The sequence below is a fragment of the Limnospira fusiformis SAG 85.79 genome, assembly GCF_012516315.1.
Lineage (GTDB): Bacteria > Cyanobacteriota > Cyanobacteriia > Cyanobacteriales > Microcoleaceae > Limnospira > Limnospira fusiformis.
The window spans coordinates 1,906,820-1,925,903 of record NZ_CP051185.1 but is presented as its reverse complement, the minus strand read 5'-3'; the positions used below and the strand labels follow the sequence as shown (position 1 = coordinate 1,925,903).

Here is a 19,084-nt window from a genome sequence, read left to right as displayed (position 1 = left end):
AATGCTAAGATATTAATGTATGGTTTCATAATGGAAATCTGTCTTAAAATAAAAAAATGTCTACATTCCCATTATATAAAATTGTAACCGAAGTCAAGCAAAAAAGCAATCCCCCCTCAAAAAAATTTTTACATTTCTTAACTTTTTGTTACAAAAGTTAACATACAGATTGAGGTAGTTTAGCGGCGGGTAATTTGGGGGTAAGTCAAGTTACAGAGTTTCTGATCGGAGGGTAGCACATTTTGATTAGTTTGTAGATAATTATGTAACCAGGTGCAACTGCGACTAATCAAACTATCAAGACTGAGGTTATCCATACTCCATAATATTAATTTACCATTGTCTTTGGCGATCGCTAAAGTTTGACCATCTGGACTAAAAGCAATGCGGTTAACAAAGACATTATGATTAATGGTAGTAATGGGTTCAATTACGCTGTCAATGCCATGACAACCATCAGCAGGCCAGAGTTTATCGCGATCGCGTTTAACCGCCCATAATCGGACTTTTTTATCATCACTAGCGGTAGCTAAAATTTGACCATCTGGACTAAAGCTGAGACTGCGAACCGTAGCCAAAGCGGTCATGGGACAAGAATCAGGTCTAGGAGTACCATTACGAGACCATAGTTTAACATTTTTACCAGATGCGATCGCCAGTGTTCCCAATTCAGGAGAAAAAGCGATATTATTGACACTTTCATCTAATGGGATACTCGGATAGGAAATCCAACTATCTCCTTGTTTACGCCATAATACCACCCCATAGAGTTCATTGGTTGCCCTGATAGCCATTTCATTACCGATAGCTACCGCCAAGATAGTACCATCAGCATTAAACTTGATATCGCTGACAATACCATCATTAGGAAAAGCGGGAATACTCAGAGTTTGAATTAATTGACCATCGTCATCCCAGATCATCACGTTTTTATCAGAACTAGCGGAAGCTAAGATATTTTGTGTGGGACTAAATGCGATCGCGTTTACTGGTTCAGTGTGACCCGTCAGAGTGGCGATCGCTTCACCATCGGTAGTCCATAATTTGATAGTATTATCTGCACCTCCCGTGGCGACCAGAGGCTGATATTTTTGAGGACTGACAGTAACCCAATTGAGATCCCTAGGCTGTCCTAAACCTTCTAATTGCCACAATAACGCAGGCTGATCACCTTGATTAATCTCCCACATTTTGACTAAGCTATCATTACCCGCTGTAGCTATTCCCAGGCTGTCGGGAGTAAAGCTGAGGCTCCAAATAGCTGCATCACTGGCTGGAATTACCCTTTTCGCCTCTGGTGTATAGGTGCGACTCCAGAGTTTAACGCTAGTATCTGCACTAGCGGAAACAATGGTTTTACTATCGGGGGTAAATGCCACCGACCAAACATCATTTTGATGACCTACTAAAGTATTTAATAAACTCCCATCTGGTAACCCCCAAATTTTCACCGTATCATCACGACTTCCACTAGCAATTACTTCCCCATCTGGACTAAATAAGACTGTCAAAACTTCCTCATTATGTCCTTTGAGGGTGCGGATTTCCCGTTGTTGTTCCAAATCCCAAATTTTCAGAGTGCGATCGCTACTACCGGAAACCAGAATGTTATCATTTTTGGGGTTAAAACTGACATCATGAATATTGCAGTAATCAAAAGAGTCCGAAGCAATACCCTCACAGTGTCCGGTCAAAGTGGCTAATAGGTCTCCTTCCCGGTTCCAGAGTCGGATAGTTTTATCTTTACCCGCACTAGCTAGTTTTTGTCCATCGGAATTAAACTCTACGTCTAACACTCTATCGGTGTGACCTTCTAAGACACGAATCATCGTCCCATCAGGTCGCCACAGGCGAATAGTATTGTCATTACTAGAGGTAGCGATTAAATCCCCTTGGGGACTAAATTTAACACGGGTAACTAAGGCTTCATGACCTACTAAGTTATGCAGATATTGGAATTTTTCTTGTTGTTCATCCCAGACCCAAATTGTTACCTGATTATCGGCGGTAGTAGTCCCCAGAAATTTACTATCTTCACTAAAGCTAATACTGGTGACACTATTTTGATGGGGTAAGTCCTGTAACCATAAACCATCAATACGCCAGACCTTAGCCGTATGATCATTACTGGCTGTAGCAATTAAATTCCCATCAGGACTAACCGCCACCCCCAGAACACTGCTAGTATGTCCCTGTAGGCGGTTTTTTTCTTGAATATTAGATATAACTTCCCGTAAACCAGATGTTACCTCAAGTTTTTGTTGCTCGGTGGGGTTGGTGTCTTCAATGTCTTTACTGAGTCTTAAAGTTGTTAGTAAAATCTCGATTTGATTGTTTTGGTCAGATAGTCTCAAGGCGCGTTCTACGGATTTCAACGCAGCGAGGCGATCGGCAGAATTGCGCTGCCATTTTTGCACTTCCCAAACGCCAATAGCCAAAACGAAAAGACAGACCCCCGCGCCAATCATGCTCCAGTTTCTGCGTTGTCGCTTTAATTTTTCCTCCGCTTCATGTTGTTTGGCTTGAGCTTCTTGTAGTCGTTGATTTAACTCTCTTTCCCGTCGCATCTGCTCATTTTCTTCTTGGAGTTGTTCAAACTCCGCATCGCGATCTAAGCGATGTTGTTGACGAATAAAACCCGCGAGATAATCATGGACGAGTTGATAAAATTCGCTATCATATTCTACTACTCGGAACACTAAGCCTGATTGTTCAAAGATATCTAAAATCAAGTCTAGTTCAACGGTAACTGATGATAATTTAAGTCGGTCTTTTAATTCTTCCGAAAGTTCCGCACGGGTTCTTAGGGGTCGGGTGTCATTTTCATCTGTTAATAGGTATAGCATTAGTCTGGCGATCGTCTCATTTTCCGCGCCACAGTCTTTTATGGTCACTTCCAAAAAACGTTCGACCAGCTTTTGCATGGGTCCGCGTTTTTGATATTCTGCTAATGTCGTGATATTTTCGGTTTGCAGTTGCGCTCCCACTACTTGCATTTCAATGGGTCGCACTTCTTCTAATTCGGTGGATAAATCATTGACTAATGCTTTAATTAGAGCATCTTCTAAATAAAACCGGGAACTATCGGTCAGACTCTTAATCACATTATATGCTTCTTCCCGGCTAAAGTTGCCCACATAAAATAGGATATCTTTACTTAAAATATCGTTGCCAATTTCCTCGAAGTTAGTCAGACGAGAAGCCTCTAATAAATGATGCAGATAATCTTCTCGCAGGGATAAGATAACTTTGACAAAGGGAATTTTTAAAACTTGCTGTAATAATTTAAAAAATATCTGGCGATCGCTTTTATTTAAAACAAAAAATAACTCCTCAAATTGGTCAAATATTAGCACAGTTAACCGATGACTAACTGAATGGTGTTTCAAGGTTTCTAAAATGTGGTTAATCAGAAATTTTTGCTCCCCTTCGTCAGCTTTAGTTAATTCAGGATAACCGCTATTAACAGCCTTTTCAGCCAGGTAGGTTGGGTGAAACCCAACAGCAGCCAGGTAGGTTGGGTGAAACCCAACATCGGTTTCTGGTTCTATTTCTGATTCTTGAAGACCAGATAGTTGCCGATCTAGTTCTCTGATATAAGCCTTATAGTTGCGAATAACCACAGGTACTACTTGACGCGCTTCGATAGGCTTAACTTGCAGAGAAGGAACTAAACCTGCTCGTAATAAGGAACTTTTACCAACTCCTGATTGCCCATAAATAACCGTGAGTTTATGCTGAGGACTCGCCATGCGAGCCAGGAGATTTTCGATATCTTTTTCCCGTCCAGAAGTCTGGATTTCATCCGCACAATAGCCATAATCAGCATCTGTTAAACTAAGATTAATGGCTCGTTCGCGAATCTGCAAGCGACCAGCGCCAATAAATGCCGTATAGCCAAAAGTGCTAGATTTGCGGCGATATTCTCCCTTAATCTCAAAAGATTCTCGGTAATTGCCCAGGTCAAAATATAGCCGCCTTAAAGTTTCTAAAATCGCTAGATATAGCCGGGGATTATATTGGGCGATCGTCGCTTTTTTCGCCCATTCTAATTTTTGAATTGCCACAGTCGGCTGACTCAATTTTTCTAAAGATTCAGCTAATAGCCACAGAAAACGACCCTGATGCTGATTACAAATTGAAGAGTTGATCGCCTCCGAAACATTAGCCCGCATCAATACATCTAAAGCCACCTCAGCCAATTCTTTACTATAATTCCACTGAGAACGATGCAGAGAAACTTCTGCTAAAAATCCATAATCCTGAGCCAATAAAATCTGATTGAATTCACCAGGAGATTGATGGAGTTTCCGAGAGGCGATCGCCAATTCCCATAACTCATCCCACTGTTCTAATTGACTGAGAACCTCCCCTAATTTATTAATAAACTTAGCCACCAAATCCTGGCGTTGAGCAATTTCAAACCTTTGAATAGATTGCTGTAGATGTTGTTGGGCTCGTTCCCATTCTTTTTTTCCTGTACCACAACGATTTTGGTCAGCTTGATAAATCTCGCATAATCCTATATGAAATAATATCAATCCTTGCCATTCTAAATGAGTTAAATCATGGTGAAAATTAGGAGGTTTATGGGAACTATTCCGCCACAATTTCAGACTTTCGTGATACTTTTTGATGGCTGAATTGATGTCATTTTTGGCATAACAATAACGAGCAAATAAAAATTGTAAACTCCCTTCCAATTCTGTGGGTAACTTAGTTAATCTTTGTTTTAAGTCTTGATAAGCCAACTCTATTTCTGACCGAGAACCCGTCCCCAAAATCTTGGTATTGGGGACAAATTGCAGCGACCCAAATTTCTGAACTTCCCCAAAGACCCTTTGGGTTTTAGCCTCCAAAAATTCCAATAACTCTTGAGTTCCTAAGACAAATTCATAAGTAGTCGCCCAACTGGTAAAATCCTGAGCGCGGCGGTTCATTCTTTGCCAGGTTTTGTCATCAACCCATAACACTAGGGGAAATTCCAAGTTCCGAAAAGACTCCCTCGCAAAATTGGTCGCGTCTAAGACTTCATCAAGACTGTTCACAGACTCCAAGCCGTAGACCATAAGCGCCGCTGGTTCTTCCCCCTGACCTAATTCCCCTTGAATAGCACCATACAAGTTCTGTATTGATGGCTGAAGATATAGCTCGCGAATGGGTAAAGGAAATTTCTGCCGCAGTTGTTGTACCATTGACGATCGCAAATTGGTATAGTTACAACGCACCAACAACAGAGTAAACTGTCCCTCAGATAATCTCAGGGTTCTGCTTAATGTATTAAGTTGGGTCTCATTCAGAGCGATCGTATCTTTAATCGGATGCACACTCATTTGTCTGTTACCTATAAACTTAGGATGATTATCGACAATGTTGGAAATTCATTTACAATTGGCTTATGCACGCTTTATCAATTCCCACCTGGCTCATTCATATTTCTAGCGTGATTGAATGGATAGTTGCCATTTTGCTAATCTGGAGTTACGGCGTAATTACCGAAAATCGAGCCTGGTGGGGTTTATCTTATGCTATGTTACCAGCCTTGATCAGTGCTATGTGTGCTTGTACCTGGCATTATTTTGATAACTCCCCGAACCTAGAATGGCTGGTCACCCTACAAGCTGCTATGACCGTTACAGGTAATTTTACCTTGTGTATTGCCGCCTGGTGGCTTTGGCGAACTTCCAAATCACTTGAAACTTAAAAACTACTAACCATGTTCTCTAAAGATACTCTATTTGTTCTGTCTTTGTTTCCTTATCTCGGTTTCCTCTGGTTCCTTACCCGTTCAGGAATAACCCCACTACTAGCCCTGATCGGATTTTACGGAACTTTGGTATTTGTGGCGGTAACCATTCCCGCCGCTATTTATGCTCAGGTCGCCTACAGCGAATCTTTAGCTAATATTGATTGGCTACATGGGGGGGCTGAGTTGTTTTTGACTCTATCCAATATCCTGATTGTATTAGGATTTGGACAGGCGATCGCTAACAAAATTTCAGATAAAGACTCCCAAGCTAGTTAACAGTTCCCACCGGGGAGTCCCCTCCGGTCTGTTCCCTCACTTCCCAAAACTCTCTCAGTATCCATCCCAGTCTTGTGAACCATTACCATTTATGAGGATAACTAAAAAACGGGTTTGGCTATATACCCTACTGTTTTTGTTGATTCCTACCATCGCTTGGGCTCAGGATGAAAGCCGCAGCCAAACAGTCTTTGAGGCTATTAATGATGGTTTCGCCTGGTTTGTCAACAATGTTATATTTGGTGTCCTATTCTGGGATGCAGGGACCGGGTATCTATTTAAATATCTCTTTGGGATTGACATGGGAATTCCCCTAATTGTTTTATGGCTAATTGTTGGGGGAATTTTCTTTACCTTCCGCATGGGATTTATCAATATCCGCGCCTTCCGACACGCTGTAGACGTGGTGCGGGGAAAATATGATGATCCTAATGATTCCGGGGAAGTCTCCCATTTTCAAGCCTTAGCAACTGCTCTGTCCGCTACTGTCGGCTTAGGAAATATTGCCGGCGTAGCTATTGCTGTTAGTGTCGGAGGACCCGGCGCGGTCTTCTGGATGACTGTCGGTGGCTTTTTTGGAATGAGTAGTAAGTTTGTTGAATGTACCCTCGGTCAAAAATATCGCGTCGTTAACCCAGATGGCACTATTTCTGGTGGCCCGATGCGCTATCTATCAGAAGGTTTAAAAAGGATTAATTATCCGATTTTCGGACGGGTTTTGGCGATCGCTTTTTCCTTTTTCTGTATTTTCGCCGCCTTGGGTGGTGCAAATATGTTCCAAGCTAACCAGTCCTTTGGCGCGGTTTCCCGGGTGTTTCCCTTTGTACCTAATTGGTTATATGGAGCAGTTTTAGCAACATTAGTCGGCTTAGTCATTATTGGCGGAGTCCGCCGCATTGGTCAAGTCGCTGGTACAATTGTCCCTTTTATGTGTATTTTATATGTCACTGCCTCTCTGTTTATTTTAATGACTAATTTTACCGCTATCCCTGGTGCTTTTTGGGTGATTATTTCCCAAGCATTTCAGCCAGAAGCTATTGAGGGCGGGATTTTGGGCGTAATTATTCAAGGGTTTAGACGGTCGGCTTTTTCTAATGAAGCGGGGTTAGGTTCAGCCGCGATCGCTCATTCTGCCGCTCGCACTGATGAACCTATCCGAGAAGGTATTGTCTCCCTCTTAGAGCCTTTTATTGATACTATTGTAGTTTGTAATATGACCGCTTTAGTGATTGTAATTACTGGGGCATATAATAATCCCGAATATGAGCAATTACGCGCTACCGGAGCCGGGGCAGAATTGACCGCCGCCGCTTTTGGCAGTTCCATTACTTGGTTCCCCATAATTTTGGCGATCGCTGTTTTTTTCTTTGCTTTTTCTACTATGATATCCTGGAGTTATTATGGGGAACGCTGCTGGGATTATCTCACCGGAGGGCAGGGTTTAATTATCTATAAAATCCTCTTCCTAATGGCTACTTTTATGGGAGCCATAGTCGCCCCTGGTCCCGTCATTGATTTTAGTGATGGAATGTTATTAGGAATGGCATTCCCTAACCTGTTGGGGGTTTATTTCCTCTGTCCCCAAGTCGCCAGAGACTTAAAAGATTATATGGCACGATATAATTAATAATTAATAATTGTAGGGGCGGGTTCCGCCGTCAATTATCCATCCCCAGGACGATATTAATAAACCCGCCCCACCGCCGATAATTAATAATTGTAGGGGCGGGTTCCGCCGTCAATTATCCATCCCCAGGACGATATTAATAAACCCGCCCCACCGCCGATAATTAATAATTGTAGGTGCGGGTTCCGCCGTCAATTATCCATCCCCAGGACGATATTAATAAACCCGCCCCACCGCCGATAATTAATAATTGTAGGTGCGAGACGTTCAGGCATGAAATAGGGTTGAGATACCCGAAATAACCGCCTGGTGGGGACTCCAACCCCTTGGTTGGATATAAGTGGTTAGGCACTGACCATCCCACAACTGTTTATATGTCCCGACGTTTGGATTCGACACCCAAACAAGGCAGGGAACTCCAGGTCACAAACGAACTGCTTGAATGGGAAGTTATGACCCCATGATAGCAGGGAGTAGAGAGTGCGAAATGTTTAGGAGACCAAATAAGGCTGTGATGCCTGAAATCACCTCCTAGTGGGGAAGCCAGCCCCGAGTCTGGATAAGAGGTCGGAGCCTCGAACCATTCCCCATAACTGTTTATACGTCCCAACGTTTGGGTTGAACCCCCAAACAAGGCAGGGAACTCAAGGTCATAAAACAAACTGTTTTGACTGGGAAGTTATGACCCCATGATAACAATGAGTAGAGAGTGCGAAATGTTTAGGAGACCAAATAAGGCTGTGATGCCTGAAATCACCTCCTAGTGGGGAAGCCAGCCCCGAGTCTGGATAAGAGGTCGGAGCCTCGAACCATTCCCCATAACTGTTTATATAGCACAAGACAGAAAAGTTAGGACGTATAATGGCAAGGATATCTACAGAAGACCCAAAATGCCAGCCCCCTACAGTTACGACCTTAGACAAAAAGTTATTAATGCAATTGAACTAGACGGTATACCCAAAACCGAAGCCAGTCAAGTTTTCCATGTCAGCAGGAACACCATCAATCTCTGGCTGCAAAGAAAAGAACACACCGGCGACTTCCTCCCTAAACCTAATCGCCCACCTGGTCATAGCCACCAAATTACCGACTGGCACAAATTCCAGGCTTTTGCCCAAGAGCATGGCGATCAAACCTCCGCTCAGATGGCTGAACTTTGGGATGACGACATCTCTCCTCGCACCATATCCAGAGCCTTGAAGAAAATTGGCTTCACCAGAAAAAAACTTACGGCTACCAAGAACGTTGGAAGCAACAGCGAGAGGCGTTTATTGCTCAGATTCAACATATGGAGCCGGAAGAGTTGGTTTACCTCGATGAAGCTGGCATCAATAGTCAAGACTCGGATTATCCTTATGGTTACTGTGAGGAAGGACAACGCTTCCATGCCCTCAAATCCGGGAAGAGGCAGGGCAGGGTGAGCTATATGGCCGCATGGTGTCATCAACAACTCTTAGCCCCCTTTAGCTTTGAGGGTTGTTGTAATCGGACAGTGTTTGAGTTGTGGTTGGAGTTCATCTTAATTCCAACATTGAAGCCTGGTCAAACTCTAGTACTGGACAATGCAACGTTTCATCAAGGGGGGCGGATTGCTGAACTGGCGGAGGCGGCTCAATGCCGTTTACTCTATCTTCCGCCTTATTCGCCAGACCTCAACAAGATAGAGAAATGTTGGTCGTGGTTGAAAGCCCGCATTCGCCATTGTATTGAGCAGTTTGATTCTCTCCATGATGCCATGGATTCTGTTCTCAAGGCTGCGTCCTAACCGTATTGACTAGTGCTATAAGTAGGTTGGGTGGAGGTAACGGAACCCAACAACACCATCTCTCGGTTATGTTGGGTTTCACCCTCGTTTCACCCAACCTACAAATGTTGGGTGAAACCCGAGCAACAAAGAGCGATCGCTTATTTAAGTAGGTTGGGTGGAGGTACGGAACCCAACACCACCATCTCTCCGTTATATTGGGTTTCACCCAACACCACCATTGTTGGGTGAAACCCGAGCAACAAAGAGCGATCGCTTATTTAAGTAGGTTGGGTGGAGGTACGGAACCCAACACCACCATCTCTCCGTTATATTGGGTTTCACCCAACACCACCATTGTTGGGTTTCACCCAACCTACAAAGAGCGATCGCTTATTTAAGTAGGTTGGGTGGAGGTACGGAACCCAACACCACCATCTCTCCGTTATATTGGGTTTCACCCAACACCACCATTGTTGGGTGAAACCCAACCTACAAAGAGCGATCGCTTATTTAAGTAGGTTGGGTGGAGGTACGGAACCCAACACCACCATCTCTCCGTTATATTGGGTTTCACCCAACACCACCATTGTTGGGTGAAACCCGAGCAACAAAGAGCGATCGCTTATTTAAGTAGGTTGGGTGGAGGTACGGAACCCAACACCACCATCTCTCCGTTATATTGGGTTTCACCCAACACCACCATTGTTGGGTGAAACCCAACCTACAAAGAGCGATCGCTTATTTAAGTAGGTTGGGTGGAGGTACGGAACCCAACACCACCATCTCTCCGTTATATTGGGTTTCACCCAACACCACCATTGTTGGGTGAAACCCGAGCAACAAAGAGCGATCGCTTATTTAAGTAGGTTGGGTGGAGGTACGGAACCCAACACCACCATCTCTCCGTTATATTGGGTTTCACCCAACACCACCATTGTTGGGTTTCACCCAACCTACAAAGAGCGATCGCTTATTTAAGTAGGTTGGGTGGAGGTACGGAACCCAACACCACCATCTCTCCGTTATATTGGGTTTCACCCAACACCACCATTGTTGGGTGAAACCCGAGCAACAAAGAGCGATCGCTTATTTAAGTAGGTTGGGTGGAGGTACGGAACCCAACACCACCATCTCTCCGTTATATTGGGTTTCACCCAACACCACCATTGTTGGGTGAAACCCGAGCAACAAAGAGCGATCGCTTATTTAAGTAGGTTGGGTGGAGGTACGGAACCCAACACCACCATCTCTCCGTTATATTGGGTTTCACCCTCGTTTCACCCGAGCTACCTCTGTTGGGTTTCACCCGAGCAACAAAGAGCGATCGCTTATTTAAGTAGGTTGGGTGGAGGTACGGAACCCAACACCACCATCTCTCCGTTATGCTGGGTTTCACCCTCGTTTCACCCAACACCACCATTGTTGGGTGAAACCCGAGCAACAAAGAGCGATCGCTTATTTAAGTAGGTTGGGTGGAGGTACGGAACCCAACACCACCATCTCTCCGTTATATTGGGTTTCACCCGAGCTACCTCTGTTGGGTGAAACCCGAGCAACAAAGAGCGATCGCTTATTTAAGTAGGTTGGGTGGAGGTACGGAACCCAACACCACCATCTCTCCGTTATGCTGGGTTTCACCCTCGTTTCACCCAACACCACCATTGTTGGGTTTCACCCAACCTACAAAGAGCGATCGCTTATTTAAGTAGGTTGGGTGGAGGTACGGAACCCAACACCACCATCTCTCCGTTATATTGGGTTTCACCCGAGCTACCTCTGTTGGGTGAAACCCGAGCAACAAAGAGCGATCGCTTATTTAAGTAGGTTGGGTGGAGGTACGGAACCCAACACCACCATCTCTCCGTTATGCTGGGTTTCACCCTCGTTTCACCCGAGCTACCTCTGTTGGGTGAAACCCGAGCAACAAAGAGCGATCGCTTATTTAAGTAGGTTGGGTGGAGGTACGGAACCCAACACCACCATCTCTCCGTTATATTGGGTTTCACCCAACACCACCATTGTTGGGTGAAACCCGAGCAACAAAGAGCGATCGCTTATTTAAGTAGGTTGGGTGGAGGTACGGAACCCAACACCACCATCTCTCCGTTATATTGGGTTTCACCCGAGCTACCTCTGTTGGGTGAAACCCGAGCAACAAAGAGCGATCGCTTATTTAAGTAGGTTGGGTGGAGGTACGGAACCCAACACCACCATCTCTCCGTTATGCTGGGTTTCACCCTCGTTTCACCCAACACCACCATTGTTGGGTGAAACCCGAGCAACAAAGAGCGATCGCTTATTTAAGTAGGTTGGGTGGAGGTACGGAACCCAACACCACCATCTCTCAATGATGTTGGGTTTCACCCGAGCTACCTCTGTTGGGTGAAACCCGAGCAACAAAGAGCGATCGCTTATTTAAGTAGGTTGGGTGGAGGTACGGAACCCAACACCACCATCTCTCCGTTATGCTGGGTTTCACCCTCGTTTCACCCAACCTACAAATGTTGGGTGAAACCCGAGCAACAAATGTTGGGTTTCACCCAACCTACAAAGAGCTACAAAGAGCGATCGCCTTCCAGTTGCTGTAAGCGAGCCTCCAATTCCCGCAGCCGCGTTTCCGCTAACTCCGCCCGCTGACGCTGTTGTTCGGCTTCCTGACGCTGTTGTTCAGCCTCCAAGCGCTGCTGTTGGGCTTCCTGACGCTGCTGTTCAGCTTCCAAGCGCTGCTGTTCGGCGATTTTGGCTAACTCTGTGGGGGTGAGAAATCGCTGACCATCAGGACGATAGATGGTGAACTGCTCCTCAATCAGTTCAAAGCGAATCCCTAACCGGGGACTCGTCCAGTTTTCCGCCTGCTCAATCAGTTCCAGGGAACCGGTTTGATTGCGTATCCACCCATGAAAATCAAAACGGTCTGGGTCGAAGATATAATATTCTTCCACCCCATAGCGATCGTAAAACTGCTGTTTCTTCACCATCTCCTTGAGACGATTTCCTGGGGAGAGAATTTCAAACACCACTTGGGGAGGGATATTCCCTTCTTCCCATTGTTTATAGGAACCGCGATCGCCTTTTGGTCGCCCGAACACCACCATTGCATCAGGTGCTTGTCGCAGTTTATTATTGCCTTCCATGGGATACCAGAGCAAATCTCCCGCTATAAAGACATTCGGATCATCATCAAACAGAATCTCCAAATTCTCTTTAATGACTACAATCCAGCGAAACTGGCGGGTATTTTCAGCCATGGGATTTCCATCAGAATCAGGGTAGATGACCTTTGTGGGTTGTGTGGGTTGAGGGGTAGTTACCATAAAATTAGACCTCTCAATTATTGAACTGGAATACACCATTGAGTCGGTGTCTATAGTTGGCTAACATTTTAGCTGATTTTTTCGTCAATAGTTAAGTCGGTTGGGTGGAGGTACGGAACCCAACACCACAAATGTTGGGTGAAACCCGATCCACAAATGTTGGGTGAAACCCGAGCAACTCCACTAAAACCCTACCCTCCACAACCGCACCACCCCATCATCACTCCCAGAAGCCAGGGTTTGACCATCAGGACTGAAGCTGACGCTATACACAGTGCTTGTATGTCCGGTGAGTTGGCGCAGTTCCCGTCCGGTAGCCACATCCCACAGTCGCACTGTGTTATCCCAACTCCCAGAAGCCAGGGTTTGACCATCTGAACTGAAGCTGACGCTATTCACACTGCTTGTATGTCCGGTGAGTTGGCGCAGTTCCCGTCCGGTAGCCACATCCCACAGTCGCACGATGTTATCATAACTCCCAGAAGCCAGGGTTTGACCATCTGGACTGAAGCTGACGCTTCTCACCCAGTTTGTATCTCCGGTGAGTTGGCGCAGTTCCCGTCCGGTAGCCACATCCCACAGTCGCACTGTGTTATCCCAACTCCCAGAAGCCAGGGTTTGACCATCTGGACTGAACCTGACGCTATTCACACTGTTTGTATGTCCGGTGAGTTGGCGCAGTTCCCGTCCGGTAGGCACATCCCACAGTCGCACTGTGTTATCATCACTCCCAGAAGCCAAGGTTTGACCATCGGGACTGAACCTGACGCTTAACACCCAGTCTGTATGTCCGGTGAGTTGGCGCAGTGGCCGTCCGGTAGCCACATCCCACAGTCGCACTGTGTTATCATAACTCCCAGAAGCCAGGGTTTGACCATCTGGACTGAACCTGACGCTTAACACCCAGTCTGTATGTCCGGTGAGTTGGCGCAGTTCCCGTCCGGTAGCCACATCCCACAGTCGCACTGTGTTATCATGACTCCCAGAAGCGAGGGTTTGACCATCTGGACTGAAGCTGACGCTTTCCACCCAGCTTGTATGTCCGGTGAGTTGGCGCAGTTCCCGTCCGGTAGCCACATCCCACAGTCGCACTGTGTTATCCCCACTCCCAGAAGCCAGGGTTTGACCATCTGGACTGAAGCTGACGCTCCACACCCAGTCTGTATGTCCGGTGAGTTGGCGCAGTTCCCGTCCGGTAGCCACATCCCACAGTCGCACTGTGTTATCCGAACTCCCAGAAGCGAGGGTTTGACCATCAGGACTGAAGCTGACGCTCCACACAGTGCTTGTATGTCCGGTGAGTTGGCGCAGTTCCCGTCCGGTAGCCACATCCCACAGTCGAACTGTTTTATCCCAACTCCCAGAAGCCAGGGTTTGACCATCTGGACTCAACCTGACGCTCCACACACTCTCTGTATGTCCGGTGAGTTGGCGCAGTTCCCGTCCGGTAGCCACATCCCACAGTCGCACTGTGTTATCCCCACTCCCAGAAGCCAGGGTTTGACCATCTGGACTGAAGCTGACGCTCCACACCCAGTCTGTATGTCCGGTGAGTTGGCGCAGTTCCCGTCCGGTAGCCACATCCCACAGTCGCACTGTGTTATCCCCACTCCCAGAAGCCAGGGTTTGACCATCTGGACTGAAGCTGACGCTTCTCACATCCCTTGTATGTCCGGTGAGTTGGCGCAACAACTGCCCAGTGCTTAAATCCCATAGATAAATATCTTTGTTGCTACGCAATGCCAATAACTGCCCATCTGCACTGACCGCCCCACCCAAAGCCGGACAATCAATTTCCCAGACCGCTTCCCCAGTGGCGAGATTAAATAAACTTGCCCCACCACCTGCAATGACCACCATTAACTCCTGGTTGAGGGGAATTACTTGTCTTACTCCTCCCTGTCCCAGTCGCTTGATCATTCCTTGTTGTTGTAATGCGGGGAGGGTGAAATCGCCGCGCAGGTTTGCTGCCTCCTGTATTTGAGGAGGACTTTCAACAATCTGCCCCCCTTGTGCGATCGCAGATTGAGGTCTCTCCAAAAATGTGGCAATGGGAATCGCCAAATTCCGCCCAGTTTTGTCGCCTCTACCATGAACCCCAATCACTCGTCCTCGGTCATTGAATACCGGCTCGCTGCTCATACCTGGTCGAGTGTTATTGTTGTAAATCAAGCTATAACCCTCATTCGGCTGAGAGACTTTCCCGATAATTTTCCCATCCGAGATAATCACCGTGCGTCGAGGCACCGCCTGAGTAGCCACCGGAGCGCCTGCTACATAGACCGTTTGCCCTACCGCCACCCGGTCAGAGTTTCCCCACCTCGCCAGCTTGTAGTCATTCTCGCTGGTAAAAGTCAACACCGCCAAATCCACATCAGCCAGGGGGACAGTCACTTCCCGATTAGCCTCATGGCGGATACCGTCAGGAGTGATAATCAAACAAGTATCCTGAGCATTCCTGACCACATGATGAGCGGTCAGCACATAATAAGTATTGCCCTGACGGCGATAAATCATTCCCGAACCCGCCGCACAGCCATCGACCATCACCGTGACTTCCTGGGCTTTTTTCGCCACATTCTCGGACGACAGCCGACCACAGCCCCCCACACCCAGAGCCACCGCCAGCACTGCCACCACCAACAAACCGGATTTCTGCGATAATTTGGGCATGATAATCTCCATTGGGTTAAGCACTCCCCCTTTGTGAACCACCCTAAAACCCACTGCTATGGGGTAAATGCCGATCTACCCAACTTTTCAGGGTAAAATACTGGGGATAACCGGACTCATCTATGGGCGACACATCCTGCCCCTGGCTAAAGTCGATTATCCTTGCTATTGTAGTTCTGGGGGTGGGGGCATTTTTCTGGCTGAGAGTAAACAGCAGATTATTCTCCCTGCAGGTCTGCTGCCGGGAATTGACTACGCAAATCACGGTTAGCTGGTTCACTCTGCCATGGGTTAAGTCTAATCCCAATAACTGCCCCCCATGATTGGTCACCGCCCGGGTTAGTCGCTCAGAAACTTGGTGACAGCGCTCTTGGGGAGTCCAGTTATCCCCAAATTCTTCACTATTCCAAGTAATCATGGGCGTTTTAGAAACGGCATTCCCTCTCTCGGCTACGGTTGACCAACCGCTGCTTCCGTCAACGCATTTGAATGTGGTTTGTTCATCGATCGCCGGATTGGTTGTAGGATCAGCAGCAGTAGTGGAAGACCCAGGATTAAAAATAGCCCCGACACCAAACCCAGCCAAAACGGCAAGGACTAGCATTAGCACGAAGTATTGAAGTTTGATCATATCCTGACTCCTGTAAGTTGAGTAGAATATTGACTAAGAGGCAATTAAACCTTCTACCCTCTACCTGCTTTCATTATACCAAAATTCAATTAAAATCCCATTCCCCCAAAAACATTATCCCCCAAATTATGCAAGTCGGACAACTGCTTGGCGGACGCTACCAGATCGAATCTTCGTTGGGTAAAGGTGGCTTTGGCGAAACTTACTTGGCGCGGGATATTCATCTCCCTGATTATCCTCACCGGATTGTTAAACAACTCAAACCCTCATCGACTCAGCCCCGGGTGTTGAAAGTAGCCCAGGATTGGTTCGACAGAGAAGCCAAAACCCTCTATAAACTGGGGGAACACTCCCAAATCCCCCAACTTTTTGCCCTTTTTCAGGAAAATCAAGAGTTTTATCTGGTCCAAGAATATATTGAGGGTCATGATTTGACGGATGAAATCTGCCCCCAAAATGGCATTCCACTCAAGGAACCCCAGGTAACTCAACTGTTGCGAGAAATTTTAGAAGTCCTGAAAGTTGTTCACCAACAAGGTATAATTCACCGCGATCTTAAACCCTCCAATATCCGGCGCAGCACTAGGGATGGAAAAATAGTGCTGATCGACTTTGGGACGGTCAAAGACATTGGTGGAGAAACTACGGTCGCCCAAGGAAATTTTACCCTACCTATTGGTACTCGCGGATATACACCCCACGAACAATGGAAAGGCCGTCCTAATTTTGCCAGCGATATTTATGCAGTGGGAATGGTGGCAATTCAAGGGTTAACAGGATTGCCTCCCGATAAGTTACGGATAAACCCTAACACGCTAGAAGTAATTTGGGCTGATCAAGTTTCTGTCAGCCCCCAATTGGCTGAGGTTTTAAATAAAATGGTGGCTTTTGATTGTCGCAAGCGTTACCAAAATGCCACAGAGGCTTTAGCGGCTTTATCAGGTAAAAAACAATCGAACGCTATCTCTGGTGCTATCAGCAGCCTAAATTCTCTGTCTGTGTGGGTGATTTATGTCTCGGTGTTGGTGACGGTCATCAGTGGTCTACTGCTGGGGATGGTTGTCCACGATTTTCTGAACCCTTCTCGACCGAATCTCCCACCATCGGACATCCCACATGGAACATGGTAAATTGTGTTACCATTGATAAGGGCGATCGCCTTCCGGTTTCACCCCAGCAACTGCTGTTGGGTTTCACCCAACCTACCAAGCTACATCGAACCACGATTCATAAGGGCGATCGCGTTCCGGTTTCACCCCAGCAACTGCTGTTGGGTTTCACCCAACCTACTGTTTCGGACATCCTACATCGAACATGGTAAATTGTGTTACCATTGATAAGGGCGATCGCGTTCCGGTTTCACCCCAGCAACTGCTGTTGGGTTTCACCCAACCTACTGTTTCGGACATCCTACATCGAACATGGTAAATTGTGTTACGATTGATAAGGGCGATCGCGTTCCGGTTTCACCCCAGCAACTGCTGTTGGGTTTCACCCAACCTACTGTTTCGGACATCCTACATCGAACATGGTAAATTGTGTTACGATTGATAAGGGCGATCGCGTTCCGGTTTCACCCCAGCAACTGCTGTTGGGTTTCACCCAACCTACTGTTTCGGACATCCCACATCAAACATGGTAAATTGTGTTACGATTGATAAGGGCGATCGCGTTCCGGTTTCACCTCAGCAACTGCTGTTGGGTTTTACCAAACCTACTGTTTCGGACATCCTACATCGAACATGGTAAATTGTGTTACGATTGATAAGGGCGATCGCGTTCCGGTTTCACCTCAGCAACTGCTGTTGGGTTTCACCCAACCTACTGTTTCGGACATCCTACATCGAACATGGTAAATTGTGTTACGATTGATAAGGGCGATCGCGTTCCGGTTTCACCTCAGCAACTGCTGTTGGGTTTCACCCAACCTACTGTTTCGGACATCCTACATCGAACATGGTAAATTGTGTTACGATTGATAAGGGCGATCGCGTTCCGGTTTCACCTCAGCAACTGCTGTTGGGTTTCACCCAACCTACTGTTTCGGACATCCCACATCAAACATGGTAAATTGTGTTACGATTGATAAGGGCGATCGCGTTCCGGTTTCACCTCAGCAACTGCTGTTGGGTTTTACCAAACCTACTGTTTCGGACATCCTACATCGAACATGGTAAATTGTGTTACGATTGATAAGGGCGATCGCGTTCCGGTTTCACCTCAGCAACTGCTGTTGGGTTTCACCCAACCTACTGTTTCGGACATCCCACATCAAACATGGTAAATTGTGTTACGATTGATAAGGGCGATCGTCTCACGGTCGGGTTTCGCGCTTTGGGTTTCACCCAACCTACTGTTTTACTGGTAGTAGCGATCTACAACTAACCCGTAACCCTTGACGGGTTTAGTTTTCACCAGGATGAACTCTCTTTTTTTTTCTGGGGCTTGACACTACACATCTGCTAGGCTATAGTGAGGTCAGAATACTACTTAAGTACTCAATCCTTTTCAGGAGATAGAGATGTCACTACTTGTTTCAAAATCAGGGATGGCGCGACTAAATTACTACATGGATGTTAAGAACAACCTCTATAACAGAGCTTTTCAGGATTGACTGCTATAAGTTTCTTTAATAGTAAGTATTAGGTTTTCTAAGGCGACTTTTCACGGTTTTCAGTTATCTCGAGTTATAGACTTGGCATTTTCAAAGGATGTCAGGTTTTGCGGTAGATAATGTTTGTAGCCTATTAGTTAATCAAACCTAAAAACTTACTTTGGATGTGGCTAAGAGTTCCATTTTCGGCATCCGTTTCTGTACGCAGGTTCTGCAACTTTACTGCCACATTTTAGAGAAATTAATGGTCACACTTTGACCCCAAGTTAGGGAAAGGGTAGAAAACCGTTCCGTTGGCGTGTAATTCGTTCTTTTATTGCCTCTCTAGTGTTAGGGCTTGATATTGCCATGCCTTGACTTCAAGAAAAGCCATTTTCAGTTCTTTGTCCACTAAGATAACTCGCAATGTATCTGGAAAATCAACGGTGATAACAATCAATTCTGCACCACTTC

Annotated in this window: 19 protein-coding genes; 14 read left to right on the top strand and 5 right to left on the bottom strand. The window is 46.3% G+C overall.

Features of this window, described 5'->3' with window-relative positions; translation table 11 throughout:
* Window positions 1–179: 179 nt before the first annotated feature.
* Window positions 180–5,333, bottom strand: a complete 5,154-nt coding sequence (locus tag HFV01_RS09160) for an nSTAND1 domain-containing NTPase (RefSeq protein WP_193521026.1) — start codon at window positions 5,331–5,333, stop codon at window positions 180–182.
* Between the two features lie 65 nt (window positions 5,334–5,398).
* Here HFV01_RS09160 and HFV01_RS09155 point away from each other — a divergent pair, with 65 nt between their 5' ends.
* The 12 genes from HFV01_RS09155 to HFV01_RS09100 all read left to right on the top strand — a co-directional run bounded on the left by HFV01_RS09155 (window position 5,399) and on the right by HFV01_RS09100 (window position 11,750).
* Window positions 5,399–5,704: a DUF2499 domain-containing protein gene (locus HFV01_RS09155; RefSeq protein ID WP_006668179.1), complete on the top strand. Its 306-nt coding sequence runs from the start codon at window positions 5,399–5,401 to the stop codon at window positions 5,702–5,704.
* 12 nt (window positions 5,705–5,716) lie between these two features.
* Window positions 5,717–6,025 carry a DUF3593 domain-containing protein gene (locus HFV01_RS09150; protein ID WP_006668178.1) on the top strand — a complete coding sequence of 103 codons (309 nt, stop codon included), beginning with the start codon at window positions 5,717–5,719 and terminating at the stop codon, window positions 6,023–6,025.
* 91 nt (window positions 6,026–6,116) lie between these two features.
* Window positions 6,117–7,652 carry an alanine/glycine:cation symporter family protein gene (locus HFV01_RS09145; RefSeq protein ID WP_006624836.1) on the top strand — a complete coding sequence of 512 codons (1,536 nt, stop codon included), beginning with the start codon at window positions 6,117–6,119 and terminating at the stop codon, window positions 7,650–7,652.
* Window positions 7,653–8,542: 890 nt separating this feature from the next.
* A protein-coding gene (locus HFV01_RS09140) for an IS630 family transposase (RefSeq protein ID WP_193521025.1) occupies window positions 8,543–9,417 on the top strand; the annotation gives its coding sequence in 2 pieces (ribosomal slippage) (window positions 8,543–8,870 and window positions 8,870–9,417; 876 coding nt in all).
* Window positions 9,418–9,447: 30 nt separating this feature from the next.
* The gene (locus HFV01_RS09135) at window positions 9,448–9,648 is read left to right on the top strand and encodes a hypothetical protein (RefSeq protein WP_233498084.1); all 201 of its coding nucleotides are present in this window, start codon (window positions 9,448–9,450) and stop codon (window positions 9,646–9,648) included.
* The gene (locus HFV01_RS09130) at window positions 9,645–9,797 is read left to right on the top strand and encodes a hypothetical protein (protein WP_193521024.1); all 153 of its coding nucleotides are present in this window, start codon (window positions 9,645–9,647) and stop codon (window positions 9,795–9,797) included. Before HFV01_RS09135 ends, HFV01_RS09130 begins: the two co-directional genes overlap by 4 nt.
* A gap of 427 nt (window positions 9,798–10,224) precedes the next feature.
* Window positions 10,225–10,377, top strand: a complete 153-nt coding sequence (locus HFV01_RS09125) for a hypothetical protein (protein ID WP_193521024.1) — start codon at window positions 10,225–10,227, stop codon at window positions 10,375–10,377.
* Between the two features lie 195 nt (window positions 10,378–10,572).
* The gene (locus HFV01_RS09120) at window positions 10,573–10,866 is read left to right on the top strand and encodes a hypothetical protein (protein ID WP_193521023.1); all 294 of its coding nucleotides are present in this window, start codon (window positions 10,573–10,575) and stop codon (window positions 10,864–10,866) included.
* Between the two features lie 74 nt (window positions 10,867–10,940).
* On the top strand, window positions 10,941–11,108 hold the full coding sequence (locus HFV01_RS09115) for a hypothetical protein (RefSeq protein WP_193521022.1): 168 nt from the start codon (window positions 10,941–10,943) through the stop codon (window positions 11,106–11,108).
* 74 nt (window positions 11,109–11,182) lie between these two features.
* Entirely contained in the window at window positions 11,183–11,428 is a 246-nt protein-coding gene (locus HFV01_RS09110; RefSeq protein ID WP_235720139.1) for a hypothetical protein, read from the top strand.
* Window positions 11,425–11,580 (top strand): hypothetical protein, encoded by a 156-nt coding sequence (locus tag HFV01_RS09105; protein WP_193521360.1) that lies wholly within the window; start codon window positions 11,425–11,427, stop codon window positions 11,578–11,580. Before HFV01_RS09110 ends, HFV01_RS09105 begins: the two co-directional genes overlap by 4 nt.
* 5 nt (window positions 11,581–11,585) lie before the next feature.
* A complete protein-coding gene (locus HFV01_RS09100; RefSeq protein WP_157883447.1) occupies window positions 11,586–11,750 on the top strand; it encodes a hypothetical protein in 165 nt (54 codons plus the stop codon).
* 204 nt (window positions 11,751–11,954) lie between these two features.
* Here the strand turns inward: HFV01_RS09100 and HFV01_RS09090 are convergent, their stop codons facing one another.
* The 3 genes from HFV01_RS09090 to HFV01_RS09080 form a co-directional block, all read right to left on the bottom strand.
* Window positions 11,955–12,713, bottom strand: coding sequence for a Uma2 family endonuclease (locus tag HFV01_RS09090; RefSeq protein WP_046321879.1), 759 nt, complete (start codon window positions 12,711–12,713; stop codon window positions 11,955–11,957).
* A gap of 183 nt (window positions 12,714–12,896) precedes the next feature.
* On the bottom strand, window positions 12,897–15,386 hold the full coding sequence (locus HFV01_RS09085; RefSeq protein WP_193521020.1) for a WD40 domain-containing protein: 2,490 nt from the start codon (window positions 15,384–15,386) through the stop codon (window positions 12,897–12,899).
* A gap of 43 nt (window positions 15,387–15,429) precedes the next feature.
* Window positions 15,430–16,017 (bottom strand): COP23 domain-containing protein, encoded by a 588-nt coding sequence (locus tag HFV01_RS09080; protein ID WP_193521019.1) that lies wholly within the window; start codon window positions 16,015–16,017, stop codon window positions 15,430–15,432.
* Window positions 16,018–16,046: 29 nt separating this feature from the next.
* Between HFV01_RS09080 and HFV01_RS09075 the strand changes: the two genes are divergently transcribed.
* Window positions 16,047–17,147 (top strand): serine/threonine-protein kinase, encoded by a 1,101-nt coding sequence (locus HFV01_RS09075; RefSeq protein WP_228116360.1) that lies wholly within the window; start codon window positions 16,047–16,049, stop codon window positions 17,145–17,147.
* Window positions 17,141–17,338, top strand: coding sequence for a hypothetical protein (locus tag HFV01_RS09070; protein WP_193521018.1), 198 nt, complete (start codon window positions 17,141–17,143; stop codon window positions 17,336–17,338). Before HFV01_RS09075 ends, HFV01_RS09070 begins: the two co-directional genes overlap by 7 nt.
* 1,606 nt (window positions 17,339–18,944) lie before the next feature.
* Here HFV01_RS09070 and HFV01_RS30365 read toward each other — a convergent pair.
* Window positions 18,945–19,070, bottom strand: a complete 126-nt coding sequence (locus HFV01_RS30365; protein ID WP_008055230.1) for a hypothetical protein — start codon at window positions 19,068–19,070, stop codon at window positions 18,945–18,947.
* Window positions 19,071–19,084 lie beyond the last annotated feature (14 nt).